Origin of the sequence: Acinetobacter sp. C13, assembly GCF_016809775.1 — a bacterium.
Lineage (GTDB): Bacteria > Pseudomonadota > Gammaproteobacteria > Pseudomonadales > Moraxellaceae > Acinetobacter > Acinetobacter pittii.
This window is the reverse complement of the sequence record NZ_JAFBJL010000001.1, coordinates 523,669-541,136: the sequence shown is the minus strand read 5'-3', so window position 1 is coordinate 541,136 and position 17,468 is coordinate 523,669. Positions and strand designations below refer to the sequence as shown.

General features: G+C 35.2%; 20 protein-coding genes. 6 read left to right on the top strand and 14 right to left on the bottom strand.

Going from position 1 to position 17,468, the window contains the following annotated elements; all coding sequences use genetic code 11:
- Positions 1–69 precede the first annotated feature (69 nt).
- The 8 genes from JGE69_RS02730 to JGE69_RS02695 all read right to left on the bottom strand — a co-directional run bounded on the left by JGE69_RS02730 (position 70) and on the right by JGE69_RS02695 (position 6,137).
- A complete protein-coding gene (locus JGE69_RS02730) occupies positions 70–1,014 on the bottom strand; it encodes a DUF4424 family protein (RefSeq protein ID WP_199112181.1) in 945 nt (314 codons plus the stop codon).
- Positions 1,015–1,136: 122 nt separating this feature from the next.
- Positions 1,137–1,481: a hypothetical protein gene (locus JGE69_RS02725; RefSeq protein ID WP_017481463.1), complete on the bottom strand. Its 345-nt coding sequence runs from the start codon at positions 1,479–1,481 to the stop codon at positions 1,137–1,139.
- A gap of 313 nt (positions 1,482–1,794) precedes the next feature.
- On the bottom strand, positions 1,795–2,253 hold the full coding sequence (locus JGE69_RS02720) for a hypothetical protein (RefSeq protein WP_017481462.1): 459 nt from the start codon (positions 2,251–2,253) through the stop codon (positions 1,795–1,797).
- A 250-nt stretch (positions 2,254–2,503) separates the two neighbouring features.
- Positions 2,504–2,698, bottom strand: a complete 195-nt coding sequence (locus JGE69_RS02715; RefSeq protein WP_005070097.1) for a hypothetical protein — start codon at positions 2,696–2,698, stop codon at positions 2,504–2,506.
- Between the two features lie 174 nt (positions 2,699–2,872).
- Complete coding sequence (locus JGE69_RS02710; RefSeq protein ID WP_005070099.1) at positions 2,873–3,190, bottom strand: hypothetical protein; 318 nt, start codon at positions 3,188–3,190, stop codon at positions 2,873–2,875.
- 160 nt (positions 3,191–3,350) lie between these two features.
- A complete protein-coding gene (locus JGE69_RS02705) occupies positions 3,351–4,043 on the bottom strand; it encodes a hypothetical protein (RefSeq protein ID WP_032038330.1) in 693 nt (230 codons plus the stop codon).
- A 246-nt stretch (positions 4,044–4,289) separates the two neighbouring features.
- Positions 4,290–4,994, bottom strand: coding sequence for a hypothetical protein (locus JGE69_RS02700; protein ID WP_199112180.1), 705 nt, complete (start codon positions 4,992–4,994; stop codon positions 4,290–4,292).
- A 285-nt stretch (positions 4,995–5,279) separates the two neighbouring features.
- On the bottom strand, positions 5,280–6,137 hold the full coding sequence (locus JGE69_RS02695; RefSeq protein WP_199113212.1) for an SDR family oxidoreductase: 858 nt from the start codon (positions 6,135–6,137) through the stop codon (positions 5,280–5,282).
- 127 nt (positions 6,138–6,264) lie between these two features.
- On the opposite strand from JGE69_RS02695, the gene JGE69_RS02690 reads away from it, so the two are divergent.
- Positions 6,265–6,618, top strand: coding sequence for a winged helix-turn-helix transcriptional regulator (locus JGE69_RS02690; protein ID WP_017481458.1), 354 nt, complete (start codon positions 6,265–6,267; stop codon positions 6,616–6,618).
- An 87-nt stretch (positions 6,619–6,705) separates the two neighbouring features.
- On the opposite strand, the gene JGE69_RS02685 is transcribed toward JGE69_RS02690, so the two are convergent.
- Positions 6,706–7,260, bottom strand: a complete 555-nt coding sequence (locus JGE69_RS02685; RefSeq protein ID WP_199112178.1) for a TetR/AcrR family transcriptional regulator — start codon at positions 7,258–7,260, stop codon at positions 6,706–6,708.
- A 717-nt stretch (positions 7,261–7,977) separates the two neighbouring features.
- A complete protein-coding gene (locus JGE69_RS02680) occupies positions 7,978–8,220 on the bottom strand; it encodes a CPCC family cysteine-rich protein (RefSeq protein WP_032003265.1) in 243 nt (80 codons plus the stop codon).
- A 219-nt stretch (positions 8,221–8,439) separates the two neighbouring features.
- Between JGE69_RS02680 and JGE69_RS02675 the strand changes: the two genes are divergently transcribed.
- Positions 8,440–8,949, top strand: coding sequence for a GNAT family N-acetyltransferase (locus tag JGE69_RS02675; protein WP_032003264.1), 510 nt, complete (start codon positions 8,440–8,442; stop codon positions 8,947–8,949).
- A gap of 112 nt (positions 8,950–9,061) precedes the next feature.
- Entirely contained in the window at positions 9,062–9,820 is a 759-nt protein-coding gene (locus JGE69_RS02670) for an HD domain-containing protein (protein ID WP_199112176.1), read from the top strand.
- Positions 9,821–9,951: 131 nt separating this feature from the next.
- On the opposite strand, the gene JGE69_RS02665 is transcribed toward JGE69_RS02670, so the two are convergent.
- Complete coding sequence (locus tag JGE69_RS02665; RefSeq protein WP_199113211.1) at positions 9,952–11,325, bottom strand: EAL domain-containing protein; 1,374 nt, start codon at positions 11,323–11,325, stop codon at positions 9,952–9,954.
- Between the two features lie 322 nt (positions 11,326–11,647).
- On the opposite strand from JGE69_RS02665, the gene JGE69_RS02660 reads away from it, so the two are divergent.
- Together JGE69_RS02660 and JGE69_RS02655 are read left to right on the top strand one after the other, a co-directional pair.
- Positions 11,648–12,346, top strand: a complete 699-nt coding sequence (locus tag JGE69_RS02660; RefSeq protein WP_199112174.1) for a DUF1826 domain-containing protein — start codon at positions 11,648–11,650, stop codon at positions 12,344–12,346.
- 213 nt (positions 12,347–12,559) lie between these two features.
- Entirely contained in the window at positions 12,560–13,588 is a 1,029-nt protein-coding gene (locus tag JGE69_RS02655) for a MerR family transcriptional regulator (RefSeq protein ID WP_199112172.1), read from the top strand.
- Between the two features lie 123 nt (positions 13,589–13,711).
- On the opposite strand, the gene JGE69_RS02650 is transcribed toward JGE69_RS02655, so the two are convergent.
- A complete protein-coding gene (locus JGE69_RS02650) occupies positions 13,712–14,182 on the bottom strand; it encodes a spore coat U domain-containing protein (RefSeq protein WP_199112170.1) in 471 nt (156 codons plus the stop codon).
- 512 nt (positions 14,183–14,694) lie between these two features.
- Here JGE69_RS02650 and JGE69_RS02645 point away from each other — a divergent pair.
- Positions 14,695–15,132, top strand: a complete 438-nt coding sequence (locus JGE69_RS02645) for a DUF2147 domain-containing protein (protein WP_017403077.1) — start codon at positions 14,695–14,697, stop codon at positions 15,130–15,132.
- A gap of 85 nt (positions 15,133–15,217) precedes the next feature.
- On the opposite strand, the gene JGE69_RS02640 is transcribed toward JGE69_RS02645, so the two are convergent.
- Both JGE69_RS02640 and JGE69_RS02635 read right to left on the bottom strand, forming a co-directional pair.
- Positions 15,218–16,522: an MFS transporter gene (locus tag JGE69_RS02640; protein ID WP_032038372.1), complete on the bottom strand. Its 1,305-nt coding sequence runs from the start codon at positions 16,520–16,522 to the stop codon at positions 15,218–15,220.
- Between the two features lie 347 nt (positions 16,523–16,869).
- Positions 16,870–17,466, bottom strand: a complete 597-nt coding sequence (locus JGE69_RS02635; protein ID WP_199112168.1) for a cytochrome b — start codon at positions 17,464–17,466, stop codon at positions 16,870–16,872.
- Positions 17,467–17,468 lie beyond the last annotated feature (2 nt).

The following is a 17,468-nucleotide window of genomic DNA, read 5'->3' as shown; positions in this document are numbered from 1 at the left end:
TGCCATGTCTGGTTCATGACACACAATCAATATTGAGGCAATTTGGTCAAACCAGAAGCCTGTATGAAGTTATCGAATTCTCACAAAAATAATATCTAGGTCTTTTTTGGGTACAAACTTAGTCTTGGTCATTTGAAATTGAGTTGGACTAATTTTTTTAACTGGCCCATCCCAACAAAATGAAACCAGTTCGTCTTTATCGCGCTCAATGGTGAGCTTAAAGTTTTCAATTGGTTTTGCCCAATTTGCACCCGTCGTCAAAATATAGCCCAAAGCACTAAACGGCGAATTTTCTGCACTGGCTTTTTTTAAGCCCTGCTTAAATTGTTTATCCATACAAAATTGCTGGTTATATTCATCTGGATAGAGAGCTACAGCGCCACCGACCAAAGGTTTGTATTCATGATGAATCTTAGTCAAACCATTGGCTTTAAAAGTCTGCTTCCAACTATAGATCACTTGAGATGACCACGGAATCACATCATCTTTTTTAAATTTGGCTAAAATTTTCTGTATTTGTGGCTTTTTACATTGTTTTAGCTTATCTACATAATATTCATAATCATAGTTAGTACGAGTCCACGGATTTAGCATCTCTTTTTCACTAAAACCGCACTGTTTAAACTCATCCGTAGCATCAATCAGGGGAGATTTTTCATCTTTTTGAATAAAGGTTCTGACATGCATCTCCGGCTTTATATTTTTACCATCCACCACAATTTTAAAACTTTTTAAAAGTTCTTCGGTGTGAGCAAAATCAGACTCAAAAAAATTATCAATGCGCGGTAACGGAAATAAGATGGTTTCCGTTACGTCTTTATTACTTAAGTTTTTATAAAGATAGTCGACCTTAATCAGTTTTTTACTGATGAATAGATCTTCGCTTTGCATGGCAATCTGCGAGTTTTTGAGATATTGAATCCCACCTGTACCCACGTAACCCGTAGAGTCGTTGGCTAGACCATAGGTGGATAACGAAGCTAAAACAGCAAAGGTTAATGCAAACGTTTTCATTTTAAAGCGCTCTGTCATTTTCTAATTATAAAATATCGATCTGGAATAAAGCATAACTATTTAAGCATAGATACGATTAGTTTTTTAGTAATGACTCATATATCGCTTTAAATTTAAAAACTTTAATGAAAACTTAGTTTTTGTCTCGTCATCTTTTTAGGCACACTAATTTTTCCAATAAAGTTGGTTAGCCATAAAATGCATTCATCACGATGTTCAAAGTGAGGCATCAAACTAAGGTCAATTTTTATATCTCTATCTGCCAAAGGCAAACTCAAGCAATATTCAAAGTCAATCGACTTATATTTTAACCTCAGATCTTTTTCTTGGGCCTGTTTTTTGATTTCCGCCATGATACGGTTAAGGTTAACAATCAAATTATTGGAAACTTGATTATTTTCATAGACACGTTCATAGACGTTTTCAGCAACGTCAATGTATTTTATAAGCTCTGCATTTTCATTCATATCGTTCACTTTCTCTTTTTTTTAAAGATTATGAACAGCTAAATGTTTAATTGCGTTACTTGGCACATTGGTTATGTGAAAAATGTATCTTTTCCTTTATTGCAATATAAACTTAAATCATTGTTATTTATTATAAAACATAAAAATCATGCATATTTACATACAATTAATCTTGTCTATGATCTGAGTTTAAACATAAGAAAAAATTGAGTTATCAATTATATTTAGTCAAAAAAAACCGCCCCAGAAGGCGGTCGCTGAGTTTAAACCAGCAGTATATAGAAGCAAGGTGGACGTTCGCTTCTATATTCTTTTATGAAGGAGTTTTATTGGTTTTCATAAAATCCTCAGATTTAAAATAATTGATAATCATGTCTGCATGCTCTTCTTTTGGAGGAGCAACAGTTACAGGAAACGAATCTTTCGACATCTTAAAACCTGGTGGTAAAAAGTGCGAAATTGGTGGCAATTTAGGCTTTCCCCCTTCTGTGATTCGCTCAATAAGACCAGCTAACCAAAGAAGATATTCACCTTCGTTTGTAAACTTTGGCATGACACTCAAATCAATTTTAACTTTGCATTCACTTAACGGTTTCGTTAAATTTTCTTCAAAGTCTATATAGTTGAACTTGAGCTTAAACTCAGTTCCCTTGATGGCTTTTCGGATCTGACTAATTAAACAGTTAAGGTTCTGAGTAATGTCATCAGTGAATAAGCCATCTTTTTTTATATTTTTATAAACCTTTTCGGCTACAGCTAGATACTTTGGCATTAACCTCTCTCCGTCCTATTGTTATAAAGTTCTGATCTATGAATGTCTTATGTATTTGATTATGCTTAAACTCATGTAATTAAAGGTAACCTTATTAGACTTGTTTGTAAGTAGTTGGCGCTTTATGTAAAGCGCACCAATAAAATACCGAAAAAAATTATGGTTTTGATAACTCATCCGCAAAAATGCATGGTTGAATAGAGAAAGTTTGAAACATTTATTTTCATATTATTTTTACCATTTGGTAAAATTAATATGCTTTCATTTGCTTATCTCGTCTCACTAAACCCAGAACAGCTCGACGCACTCGTATTTCTTCTTCAGAAAAAGGTAAATGCTCGATGAGCTCGCAAATTGAGAGAGAATTATTTTCGATCAAAAAGCAGTCTTGCTCTGTTGTCCAATTAGTCGTAGCCGATTCAGTTTGTTTTAAATAGCGTTTCATATTTCCTAGCAGACTTGTTTACATATACAAAAAGCCTGCCTTTAGGCAAGCTTATATTTCAGATTTTGAATTGATCATTATTATAGCAGTCTATACATGATATGTTCAGTTAATATTGTAGCTGCCCTAACTAAACATTATAAAAAAGCCCACTTACTGTGGGCTTCTAAATGGTTATTGTGCGGCATTTACCCCAACAATAAACTGACTACAATTAGAACCTTCAGATGCATTACCTAATTGCTTTTCAGAGAATTTAAATTTGGAAGCAACTGATTCATAATCTTTTTTAAGGCTTTGGCCTGTTAGCTCACCAAGCTCTTTCACCTGTTCTGGTTTTAAGATGCCATGTTCAACTGCTTGGTTTACCATGACACATGCTGTCGTCATCGCGTCATAACGCGCAGCAGTTTTAGAGTAACCAAGAGCACCTATTACACCACCAACAATTAAACCAATAATGACCGCTAAAGTTACGTGCATCTTATTCATTTTTTAAATACCTAAAAATCTAACCAAAAGACGAACACTTCAAAAGGATGTGCTCAAGTCCAGTTAGGATAGTCGTATTTACAGGTTTTAAAAAGTTAGATTCTGTCACATTTATTGATAGATTACGTGAAATGTGTTTAATCAATTAAAAGGGGAAATATCAGACCTTCCTAGTTCTCTTTCGTTTTTTGCTTGGCACTTCTAAAGGAATAATCACCTTACCTGTACCTAACCCGCGAAAAAAATAATTAAAGATGTATAAGAATAACAAGCCAAAATAAAAAATAGGAAAAATACTAAAGGCAGTACTTATGATTTCCCAAAACATAACCCCGACTCTATAGTTATAACAGAATGATATGAGTCCACCTCTACGTCTAGGCCTTTGCTGAGTAATATCATCCTCAATAAAGTGAAAAATTCCCATAACAAAACAACCAGCAAATGTACTTGAGACTAAAGTCTTTTTAATTAGAGGCTTTTCTAACCAAGGGTATTTTTTTGAAGATTCAAACTCGGCTTTAAAAAAGAATTTATAAATTTCTTCTTGATATGCTTTATTAATTCCATATTTTTTAATAAAAAAATATGAGATAACACAACCCACAAAGAACATGACTATGGTTATGTAAATGCTATAAAGAATCGTAAAAAACGGTAATGGCCCTTTCGTACCAACAGTCACATGCATAGTTTGTGTGATGTATTGATATAGCTCGTACTGCCATTCATTTTTTGGATAAGCAGGAAATACAAATAAAGGAATAATAAAAAGAATAGAGCATAAGGCTATATTTCCTCTATTTTCTTTACTTTTCCGTGCAAGCGTAGAAAGAAAACTTTTAGAAGCCATATCTATATTTTACAATTTGGAATCACTTCTTTAACCTTATAAAAATCATTAAAAGCTTTTATAGTATTCATAACAAGCCATTCATTTTATTTAATATCTTGTGAACGAACTTTACTCTATGTTTTAGATGAAATCAAAAGAAGAGAGAGAAAGTTTCCTTATATGAAATATATACTTATTTTTATTGTGCTCTTTTATGTTTAAAAGAGCACTTTCTGAAGGGAACTTTGAGATATTTGTAAGTTATTAAGGTAAGAACGTTTTTGTTAAAAATACAAACCCGACAGAGAAAAAAGTATTATCGTGATGAGAAATTTGGTCACCATAACTTGCATTTAATTGAACAAAGTCTTTATAGAACATGTATCGAACACCTGTTTGGTAAAAAGCATCATTTCGATCATTGCCATATATTTCGGCAGTGAGCGTTAATGGGTTAGCAAGTTGTGTTTCGGTTCCAATACCCCACGTGGTTTGGCTTTTATGCGAGATATTTTCACGTAACCAACCAAGGTTGGCATGTATTAAAAACTTATCATCTAATGTAGAAAAACTTAAGGGAACATTAATCGTCCAATCTTTCTTTGAAGAATGCTTAGTATTGATTTGAGTACCAAATGAAAAACCGATTCCCCAATCATTCGTTTCTAAAGGCTTTAATAAAGTCTTACCTTGTAAAGTTGCATAACTGACATGCTCAGTATCATCATTTACTCTCCCCATCCCTACAGCAAATTCAAAATTACCACCAAAATTACAGGCTGGTGTTGCCCAATATACTTTGCTGTCAGAATTATGCTGCGCCCATGTTTCTAGCTGGCAAGTTTTTGGAGAAACCAGAGCAGCATCGTCAACAACCATAGGTCGTCCACTATGGCTCGCGCTAGATAATACGAATAAACAGAAACCAGAAATAAGTGAGCGTTTCTTTAAAGTAAATAACATTGGCATCACTCCCATAAGTCATGGAGCACATGCAAGTACTGCAACCCGTCATGAATAAATCATGGGTTAATAATAGAAATGAAAAGATGGAAATAAAAAACCTCTTCTTGCATCCACAAAAAGAGGTCTGTCAGGACTTCAGTGGATACTTAGACTATTACCGATCGACTACTGTCACTCGAGCAAGTACTCACATTGAAGCTCCTAAAAATTAGTTGGGCGGATTCTAAAATTACCGTTGTTAAATATCAAGTTAAAATTTCGTGTCAGTCTAAGCGATAGAAAAACAGCTTATTTTAAAAACTCTTTCACAGTTTCTTGCATACTTGTCGTTGCGCGGCCAATGAGCTGATGCAGATCTTTACTATCACTATATAAACCGTGTTTAGACACGCCTTCATCCGAATCAGCCAATATATGAGCAAACCCTTCTGGTACACCAACTTGTACTAGGAGTGCTTTATATTCTTCTTCGGGTAAATCTTGATAAGTTACATCTTTTTGAGTGATTTCACTTGTCCATTTTGCCACATCATCAAGCGTGTAACTTGTATCACCTGCCAGCTCATAAATCTTATTTTCATGCCCATCTTGCGTTAATACCACAGCAGCCGCTGTTGCATAGTCTAGGCGTGAAGCAGAAGAAATTTTACCGTGATGAGTTGCCCCAAAAATTTTGCCATGCTCAACTGCTTGTTTAAGACCCATTGCATAATTTTCGTTGTACCAGTTATTGCGTAATAACGTATAGGGAATATTTGATGCTTTTAAATATTGTTCAGTTTCAACATGTTCTTGTGCAAGTAAAAGTGGTGTTACATCTGCTTTTAATAAACTTGTGTAAGCAATAAATTTTACATGTGCGAGTTTTGCTGCATTAATAATATTTTGGTGTTGTACAGTACGTTGACCAATTTCATTTGATGAAATTAATAAAAGCTTATCAATACCTTGTAGTTGCTCTGAAAGTTTTTTTACATCATTAACATAATCAAAAGGACGAACTTCTACCCCTTTTGAACTTAAATCTAAAGCTTTTTCTGGATTACGGACTAATGCCACAATATTTTTTGCTTCGGTCCGTTCAAGTAATTGAGAAATAACGAATTGACCAAGTTGACCTGTTGCACCAGTAACTGCAATACGCATGGTGATCTCCATCTGATGTAATTGAAATATTTCAATCATCGTAGTATCTTCACTTACTAAAAGTAAGTACTTACCTAAAAGTAAGTTCAGCATTAAATGTAAACTTTTGTAATGCAGGTAATGAGCAATGAAAGGTTTAGTTTTTGCAGCAAATTGTCCATCTAGAAAAATCTTGTTAACACTAACAAGCCGTTGGAGCGTTTTAATTTTAGTTGCATTACGTGATCAGCGTTTGCGCTTTAATGAATTAAAAAAATTAATTGATGGGATTAGTGAAAAAATGCTTGCACAAACCTTAAAGTTACTCGAGCAAGATGGCTTTATCTTTCGTCAGGACTATGCCGAAGTGCCCCCTCGAGTAGATTATCAATTAACAGACTTTGGCCGAGAAGCTTCCGATAGACTTTTTGATTTAACGGATTGGCTTGAAAATAATATATCTCAGTTATTAGAACAGCAGCCTCGTTCAGACTTAGTTTAATAAGCAAATCTTTGTATATTTAAATTTGCTTCACGATTGATATATCTTCATCTAACTCTTATCAACAAACTTAGAGTCCGTACTCCTTTACCCGAACCCCAGCAAAAAACACTCAAGCACTCTCTCCTGCTCGATTGCCACATCTGAGCTTATAAGCTGAATAATTGCACCTTCAATCATATATAAAAATAGCTTGGCATCCTGAAAGGTAGCATCTGTTTTGAGTTTTATAAGCTGGCTATAGATTTCATTAATTAGCCATGTGCGATATCTCACCGCGGTGATATAGGCTTTTGGATAGGTCAGTTTCGTTTCAAAAATTGCTTTAAATAATAAATAGTACGGCCCTTCTACATCGCTATGTAAGAAATAAAGTTTCTTAAGTTTATCCTTCACGTTTGCACTTTGATCGTACTCAACAATTGCATCCACTTTTTCTTTTAAACGTTCTTTTTGTACAATCAAACAGATTTCAACAAATCGCTCTTTAGAGTGAAAATAATTATAAAAAGTGGCTTTCGGAATTTTTGACTCTTTCACGATTCGGTCGACTCCAACCTTATGAAATCCGTGATGGTGAAATAAATCAATCGACTTGTTGATGACTTGTATTGCACGGGAAGAAAGCACTAACTTTGGCATAGTTTTACCGTTATAAATTCTTGTTGTTACTAAATGAGATACTTTTTTGGGAGAAAAAAGGCACAGCAAAGCCCGTAAGACTGTGCTTGGCACATCTCAAGTTTTATTGTTGATTAAGTTTTAAGACGAAGTAATTTAAAGCCTGAAAACCTTACGGCGATCAAACTGCTTTAAACGTTTAAGCTGTGTCGTTATAGCTTTTGGCATTGAGAGCCAAGAAATAATGGATGTGCAAAGCCAACTCCTTTTTATAGGGAGTTCTGCCAAAACATTATAAATTATGGTGGCAGAACGGAAGAGGGTTCGCGGACTGGTTTCGACTCCAGCACACCCAAAGGTGTCCCTCCCCCGTCCTACCGCAACGGGAGGGAACGAGGAGATGCTCACACAAAACTATTCCTCAGAAGAAATAATCCTGATGTGGTCGAAAAAATCGGTCCGCGACGACCGACTGGCAATGTGGCCAGCAGGCGAAGAATAATATTCAGACCTCTTTCAGTCAAGCACACAAAATGATATTTGTTTTAAAATAGATCATTAAAAAGTAAGGATAAATAATTAAAATTTATTGTTAAATTGGGGTTTATAAAAGACTAAAATAAAGACAAATGGCTACTTTTTCTGCTTTAAGAATTCCAATAAATTGATAAAACCTTATTACATAGGATGTAAATATGTAATTTTATTCCATCCCATTCATACAAGTATATTTATTTATCAAGGTATTTCCTTTTCAAGAGGTTTACGGACATACGGTATCAATTCTTTTTTTATTGCTCCAAATAATTGAAAATTTTGTTTAGCCATATTTAAGCTAATGCCATTTGCCCCACCCATATAATCAGGATCTTCATTTTGAACATTATCATCTTCCCAAAAACAAATTGGACAGATTTCAAACGAATCATAGGCTAAGTCATCAAATGTAAGATAACCACAACATAGACATGCGTAAGACACTATTTTCTCCCATCTTTGTCTATTCCAATAAAGTATACCATCAGTATGTTTAAACACATTTTATGGATAGTTCATGAATGTGTTCCTCTATTTTTAACATTCAAAACTAAAATTTTTTTATAGCTATTATTAGTGATAGTTTATTATTTATTTTAACCCCACTATGAATAATATATTTTTAATAACAATTAAACTTAAGTAATTTATATAAGAAAGATTATGGATTTACATGAAGTGAGTATCTCTACTGAAAGACTCAATCTAACTCCTTTTACGGCAGAAGATGCCGATGAGACATATAACTGTATTACGCCTACTCTGACACGCTATATGGCGTGGGACCCTCAACCAAGACATGAGTTTGATCAAACTTGGAATGCTTGGTTAAAAAACTTCGAAACTGGATCTGAAATTATATTTGTTATAAGAGATGTACATACTCAAATATTTATAGGCCTTGTTGGCCTCCATCGTATGCAAACTCCTCATCCAGAGTTAGGCATATGGATAAGCGAAGATTATCATTATCATGGTTATGGAAGAGAAGCTGTATCAGCAGTCGCTAAGTGGGCAATAGACTTTGTTAAACCAGACTATTTTATTTATCCAGTTGCTGAAGCTAACGCTCCAAGTCGAAAAATTGCAGAATCTCTAGGAGGGAAAGTAGTTTCAAAATCTACAGGCCCAAAATACGAATTTGTAACTTATGAGATTCCTGTTAGTTGTTAATACTTAAAAAAACATAACAATCAAAAGACTAATGATGTCTTAAAAGAGAAAACTTGCAAAAAATCATCTATGATAATATTTTAGAGTAATTACTCTAAAATGAGATCTAATAATGAAAACTAAAAGAATTGGTTCGTATCACTGGATGCAAGCTACCAATGGTCAGCTCAGCTTCAAAGAGAAAATTAAGTTAATTCAAAAAATTATGCTGCCAAGTATTATGGCCTCTATAAAAATAAATTACTTTCGATTCAAAACTTCTCATGATTTTGATATTGATCAGATCGTAATACCAGATACTCAAATGGTTAAAGTCGCGCTTGATGAGCTCGAAACTAAAGCAAGTATATCTATCTACAATCATTCATGGCGAACCTATTTCTGGGGAGCTGCCCTAGGCCATATACAAAAACAGCAATTTGATGATGAATCACTTTTAATAGCCTCACTTTTTCATGATATTGGCTTAACTGAGCAACATATTCATAGTAAAGGTTGTAGCTGTTTTACCTATGAGAGTGCTAAACAATTTGAACTAAAGGCCAAAGAACATAGCTTTGATGAGAAGAAAAGTGAAGTCATTAAAGATGCTATCTGCTTACATATGAACGGCTATATAGATCATTCTGACCCTGCAGAAATTACGCTATTACAGCAAGGCGCATCCTGTGATGTGATTAGCGATGGGCTATATAAACTCCCTCTATCTTTTCAAATGGAAATTTTAGAAAAGTATCCTAGAAAACAATTTAATAAAGAATTTATTGAGCTTATTAATTTAGAAAGTAAGAATGTACCAGATTCTCGAACGAGCTTATTAAGTAGTCTTGGTTTACCGCTCATGATTAAGTCAAATTTTTTTAAAGAGTAGAAATATTAATATTTATATAAAGTACTTGCACCAAGGATTGAAACACTAGGAGTTGGATTTTGGAGTAAAAACGTAAATCTCTTATATTTAGAGTTCTGCTGTTAAATTAAGATTGTTAATTATCCTTTTGCCTATTTTTTGAAATGGGATAATAGTTTTAAAAAGTCATTTAAAGGCATGGGGCAGCCCCACAAATAGCCTTGAAACTCAGTACATCCATTACTTTTAAAAGCACTAAATTGTTCATGAGTTTCAATGCCTTCTACTAACACGCGAAGGTTTAAATCCAGACCAATTTTAATAATGCCAGTGACTAATTTATTACTGCGTTTATCATCCAATGCTGCCTGTACAAAGCTACGATCAATTTTGATTTGGCTGATGGGCATTTTTTGTAGATAGCTTAAAGATGAATAACCTGTACCAAAATCATCAAGAGAAAGCTGAACTCCTTCTTTAGATAAGAACTGCATTTTTTCGATCATGCTTACACAATTCGTTAAAGCAATATTTTCAGTAATTTCTAATATGAGACGAGATGGATTGACCTCATATTGCTGAATCAACCCAATCACAGTTTGCTCAAAGTTTGGTTGCATGAAGTGATCAGGACTAATGTTGATTGAAAGCGTAAGATCTTTAGTCTCGACTTTTTTGCTCCAGTCTTGTAAAACTTTACAGGCTTGAGCCAATACCCATTCCCCAATCTCTGGCATTAAGCCAAAACTTTGTGTCGATGGAATAAAATCTTTTGTAGGAATATATCCTGAAACAGGATGATGCCATCTTAATAAGGCTTCCGCGCCTATCAGTGTTTCAGAGGCATTGACTTGTGGTTGATAAAAAAGCTCAAACTGTTGTTTAGCAAGCGCTAAGCGTAAGTCTTTTACCATGCTGTTTTCTATTTGTATCTCTAATTGCATGGTATAAATTGAAATGCAAATCATGAGTGTCGCAACGCAAGTTGCAATCCATCCGCCATGATCACGAATATCTTCAGATAGCGGTATAGCACTCTCAAGATTAAAAGAGCTACCACTAAAAAATATAAAACACCCAATCGACAATAAAATTAAAATGAATTGTAAATAGCTTGGATTTCTACGGTAATTTAAATATCCCAATATCGCCCCAGCAGGTAAAAACAAATGAGCTACCTGTGGACGGTCACTTGTAGCTATATCAAAAAATAGGCAAAAAACGACTGGAAAAACGAGAAGAACCGATTGTGAGAGGAGAATACCCGCTGAAATACGGTTTATATAAATGAGAAAAAGGCTAAATATGGAGATCAATGTAAAAAAGATGTCCATATAAACAATTAACCACATTTGTGAAAATGCGAAATATATAGTCCAAAACAAACAAAAAATAATACAAATAAAGATATTTGCTTTTGCTGCGATTGTAAGCTGCTGATCTTTTACGGTACGGTAATTTTTTTTGCGTTTTTTAAAGTAAGACGAAGCTATCATAAATACATCAACCGTAAAATATTTCTTTATAAACCCCAAGCTTGATCAGTGATATACCCTGTCAATTTTCACCAATAAAACGTCATGTTTTATTTACTGTTCTAGGACTCATCTTGAGATCGATATTGTTTTAATTGTGGTGGCACAGTCCAGCGCTTGAATTGAACAGACTTGCTTTTCAAACACTCTATTATTTTAAAATATTGTTCCCTAACGATACATGCCTCTACTGGGCTACACAAGGTTTGAATACTAAAAGCAATTAACATATTTAATGAGAAATATCATTTAGCCACTATAGATAGCTCAGTGTATATTATGCGACTCAGCTTCTGGTTTATTTAACTCTCCTATGAAGAACGCATTTTCTGACAGCAACCAAATTAGAAAAGTGTCTAGTTTCCCTGAACTTGTAAATACAAAGTTTCAAGGAGAGACAAATGCGATTTGCTGGCACAGAAATTTGGTGGGCGACTTTAAAGAAATTGTGAATAAGCTTCAGTTAAAAGAAAATATTACAGAAGTTTCTATTGAAGACCTATTAGCGCTAAAACTTTCAGAAAAAGGTAATCTTGCAAGGACAACTATTTTAGAAGATATCGACCTGTTAACTGATTTTGGTGCATCACCTGTACTTAATTTGCTTAAATATTATGACCGCGATGAAGAACTAGGTTTCATTTCAACCGATGTATATTCATTTCATGTTGATCGCTCCCCCATTGAAACCGATACATTCTTATGTACCTATCACGGCGCTGCTAGCGATATTGTGCCCAATGAACAAGTTGAACAAAAAGTTTTAATTCCAGAAATTAGAGAAAAGCTCAAAGAATTATATGACGGCTCTGATGCTGAATTTGAAGCTTTTTTGGCAGAGTATTTTTTTGATTTGCATTATCAGCCTAAACCCGATGCTCAACCTGTAAATTTAGGCACGGGACATATTTGGCGTTTAGCAGTAGATCATCCAACTCAAAAGGTTTTACCTTGTGTTCACCGAGCACCTGTTGAAAAAGATGGCGAGTATCGATTGCTGTTGATTTGTTAAATATATTGCCACTCCATGACGGGAATGGCTTGAAATCATTTTTATCCAAGAAAACTGGCTTAACTAATCTCTTAAGATATTCCGAAAACGGATCAAATAAATTCGGATATCTACCAAAGCAAAAATAATGAAAAATATGATTTAAAGTAGTTGACCCTCACGTAACGTAAGCCCCTAGCATAAAACACGCCTAAGGAAGAAGGAGCTAAAAAGATGCTGTTAAAAGTTGGTGAATTGGCTAAGCAAACAGGACTTACTGTCCGTGCTCTTCATCACTATGACGATATCGGTTTACTTCAGCCTTCGGTCCGTTCCGATGCTGGTTATCGACTATACACCCGTAAAGACATTACTCGTTTGCATCAGATTCAAGCATTACGAGGACTGGGAATGTCGTTAGCCGAAATCTATACGGTTCTTGAAGACCCCAATCTTGCGCTTTTACCGATTATTGATCAGCAGATTCAAGCAATTGATCAAAGGCTAACAGAGCAAAAGAAATTGCGAAATCAGCTCAGCAAACTTAAATCTCAGATCATAAGTGGTGAAGAGCTTGGTTTGGAGGATTGGTTAAAAACACTGGAGCTTATAGCGATGTTTGAAAAATACTTTACAAAAGAAGAGCTTGAAAAACTGACTTTCTTACAAGCAGGCACTAAAAGCCACCAAGAATGGCAAGGGTTAACTCAAGCAGCAAATGCACTATTTAATGCTGGCGAACCATCTGACAGTAAAGCCGCTCAAGACTTGGCTCGAAAGTGGATGAAAACTCTTGAGCACAATACGCGAGCTAACCCAGAATGGTTAGTTAAACTAAATGCCATAAACTCAGCCGAGCCTGAATTTCAGGAAAAATTAGGCGTAACGCCAGAAGTTGTTGAGTTTTTACTTAAAGCTTTTTCTGAGAGTAAGCTGAGTATTTTTGCCCGTTATTTATCTGACGATGAGTTTATTTTTCTAAAAGAGAATTATATTCGTGAGATGAAAAAATGGCCTCAATTATTGGTCGATATTGAAAAATTGATTGATGCCGAGGTCACACCAGATAGTGATGGAGCAAAGCATTTGGCACAACAATGGCTCTCTATGCTACAAGGCTATGCTGGCAAAAACCCAAGTACTCAAGAAAAAATCCGTACAGCAATGCAAAGTGAACCAAGCCTTGCCGACGGTACTTGGCTCAAACCAGTGACGCTACAATTTCTAGAAAAAGCAGTAGCAGCATTAATGCGTGGTGCTTAGTTCTATCAAAACAACTGGCTACACCATAATTTGGTGTAGCTTTTTAAAATACTCTATTCACCCATAAAAACAGGTTTTTTATAAATTAGTTTTTGATATTTATGATTATTTTGGTTTCTACAATTAATATATAACATTCACACGAACCCAATCTTCATACTTGGTTGCCTGAACATTCGTACTTGATATGATCGCTCCATGAATAGGAATATTTTCTTTCATCCCTGTCGCAATTCGTGAACGAACTTTATCTGCCACCCCTCCCCAAATTTGAGTGTGGCCCGCATCTTGATACAGTACATATGCAACAGATGCTGGGCTGGCCGTAGATTTAAGTTCAAAGTTATTGTCTGAGGTTACAGCCAATTGATAGGGTGTATTTTTGCTGCATTGCACAGTTACATCCGTTCTTGCAGTAGGAACTGGCTGAGCACGTTCAACCGAACCAAAATCTAAGTTTCCTTGTGTGGAAACTTCACAAGTTTCTAAAATGGTTAAACTGACCCTCAATGATGTAGATGCATTTCCCGCATCTGCACTATTTAACGTCAACATTCCCATCAGAGAAAATAAAGCATGTCTAATGACTTTCATTTCTTCTCTCCTTAACTTTTTGTTCTAATGTCTATTCATCTTTATATTGTGTTTTTTCTGTTCCTATTAAAGAAACAGCTTTCAGGATTGTTTAGTTATAAGACTTAATATTGCACAGTGTCAATCTATACTAATCACATGATTTGCATATTATTTTTATAATTTGTGATGAGTTACACGCAATCTAAATAATTTAAAAAGTAGTGGATGTTTTTTATTTCTCCTAAGCGTAAATTTTGTCATTATTTATCAAACTGTATGCAGTTTAATCACCCTACTAGTTCTAGAAATTATCAGTAATTTATAATCTGCTTTTAAACCTTGCTTAATCATTCTGTCCATTCTCGCAATTGCATAAAAAAACTGATCAAAATAATATCCAAACAAATAGATTACAACTTTACATATTGTTTAGCTTATAGATTCAATACTAAGAAAATTGTGAAGTTAAATTTAAAATGAATAATTCTGGCCTTTAAAACCATTTATTTTTAATTCGAGAAACCATTGATATGAAAAAATATTTATTATTAATTTTATTCAGCTTTTATTCGGTTCATTCATTTGCGTCGGACAAATTACATGGCAGTGTTTGGAAAACCATTGATGACGCAACCAATCAACCTCGAGCGCTGGTAAGATTTAGCCAAGATAAAAATGGCAACCTCTCTGCAAACATCGAAAAAATACTTGTTCCAAGTGAGGCTAACAAATGTACGATGTGTGAAGGTACCTACAAAAACAAATCTTTAATTGGCTTAACCATCGTCAAAAATTTAAAAAGTGTGGGTCAAAATAAATATGACAAAGGTTCTATCCTCGACCCACAGTCAGATAAGACCTATCGCTTTAGCCTAACAGTTTCACCAGATGGTGAAAAACTTACCGCTCGTGGATACATTGGCATCTCTGCGATTGGCCGGAATCAAACGTGGTATCGAGTTAAATAGCTCATGAACTAGCATTAACCAACTCTTTATAGCTACTTACCGATCATAATTACAGTCAGTATGTGCATGATGCATATAATAGTTTTTATGATCTGTACTTAGCTTGAATCATCAGCATGATAATGACGAGTAGCGAAGGTATTGCAGCAATCACGAATAAATGGGTAATGACCAGAAATTGGGAAAGGTAGCCACCAAATAGCGGCCCAATGACCGAACCCAAACGGGCAATTCCGATACTCCAGCCCACCCCTGTAGTACGAAGTGAAACTGGGTAATAACTGGCAGACAGTGCATTAATCGCAGGTTGCCCACCCACAATGGCAAAGCCAGCAATAAAAATGATAATAAATAATAAAACAATATGGCTAACCGCATAGCCAATTAAAGCAACACTCATCACTGCAACCAAAAAAACAGGAATTAATACTTTATAAAATCCTGTCTTATCGATTTTAAGGCCCATCACCACACTACCAATCGTACCGCCTAATTGTAGAGTGGAACCGATCATCAATGCCTGATTTAATGAAAGTCCTGACTCTTTGGCCAAAGTCGGGAGCCAGTTCGCCAGAAAATATAGACTGATCATATTTAAGATACTAATGATCCAGATGGAATAGGTAAAAAACGCGCGCTGATTTTTAAACAACTCAAGCGGCGACTTTTTAACCTCAACTTCAGTGTTATTAATAATTTTTATTTCTGAATTAAATGTTAAGGCCGGATAGAACTTCTTTAACCAAAATAAAATTTTAGGAGTATTTTTATTATCTTCACTCAAAAAATATAAAGATTCTGGTAACTTAAAGTATGTGATAAAGAAAATAATTAAAGGAACAATACCGCCAAAATAGAAAATTGCCTGCCAGCCTCCCCAAGGAACTAATAAGGCGGATATACCGCCCCCTAACATTGCCCCTACCGTATAGCCACAAGAAATGACCATCATGGTAAAAATACGAGATTTGAATGGAACAATTTCGGAGCTATAAGCCATAACATTTGGCATGATCCCTCCTAAAAAAATTCCTGTAACAAAGCGGATTGCAGTCAATTGTTCAATATTACCTACATGTGGCGTCACCAGCATCAATACCGAGAACATAAAGGTTGAGATCAGTAAGATGGGACGGCGGCCAAAACGATCAGAGAGTGAACTTAATAAAAATGATCCGACAAACAAACCAAATAAGCTGGCGCTAAACACAATCCCTAGCATGGATTTTTGAACGCCCCATTCTTCTATAATCATTGGGGCTGCGTAAGCCATAGACTGAATGTCATAGCCATCCATAATCATCAGTAATAAACAGGTGATCAGAATAAATTTTTGATAGCGTCCAACTTTCTGCTGATTGATCAAATCACTTAATGCAACTTCTTTCATGGTATTCCCTTCTCCATGACATGCTTTAAATTAATTCATTTTAATTATGCAATACGTAATCAATTTACGATTAACGTAAAATAAAATAGCAATAATATGCCAATAAAGTCAAAATATTATTTTTTATAATATAAACAAAAAGTTAGATCGGATGATTTGATTATGTCGAAGTAATGAGCTCATCTTATTGCACAGGGGCTATGGTCTGCTCATCTAACAAAAAACAAGCAAACCAAACATTCTATTATTTAAATTATTTTTAGATTCAAACAGATGATTAAAAAAACAATCGAAAACCTTTTCCCTCTCGTCTGCCTAATCTGAGCTTAAGAGCTAAATCACTCCCCTCAATCAACATTCTCCTTTTCAGCAGAAGATCCATTACTTGATGGTTTAGAAGAGCCCAAAGCCATACTTGAGAATACGCCATCGCGATAAATCCATGCATGTAATAACGCAGCAGACAGATGACCAATAACCACAGCAAATAATAACCAAGCCAAAATTCCGTGTAGAGTACGGAACCAAGCGTAAAGCGTAGAGTTAGTAGGTGCTATAGGTGGAAGGTCCCAACCCGGAAATAGAGTTACAGGCCAATTACCTGCTGATAGCGTAGCCCATCCGAGCAATGGCAAACTAAACATCAAAAGATAGAGCAGCCAATGTGATGCGTGGGCAATAAACGCCTGCCAGCGTGGTACAGTCGGCGGCAAAGGTGGAATTGGAAAATAGAGTCGATTTATTAATCTTAAGATGACCAATAATAAGATTGCGATTCCTAAAGGACGATGGATATCGATTAACCACGGACGCCAAGTGATTGAGGTTGTCATTCCCACACCAATAAATAGCATGGCCAAAATCGCTACCGCCATAAGCCAATGTAGTATTCGAGCAGTCAAATTAAAATGACGTGGAGCATTATTGTTAGATTTGTTTTGCATGG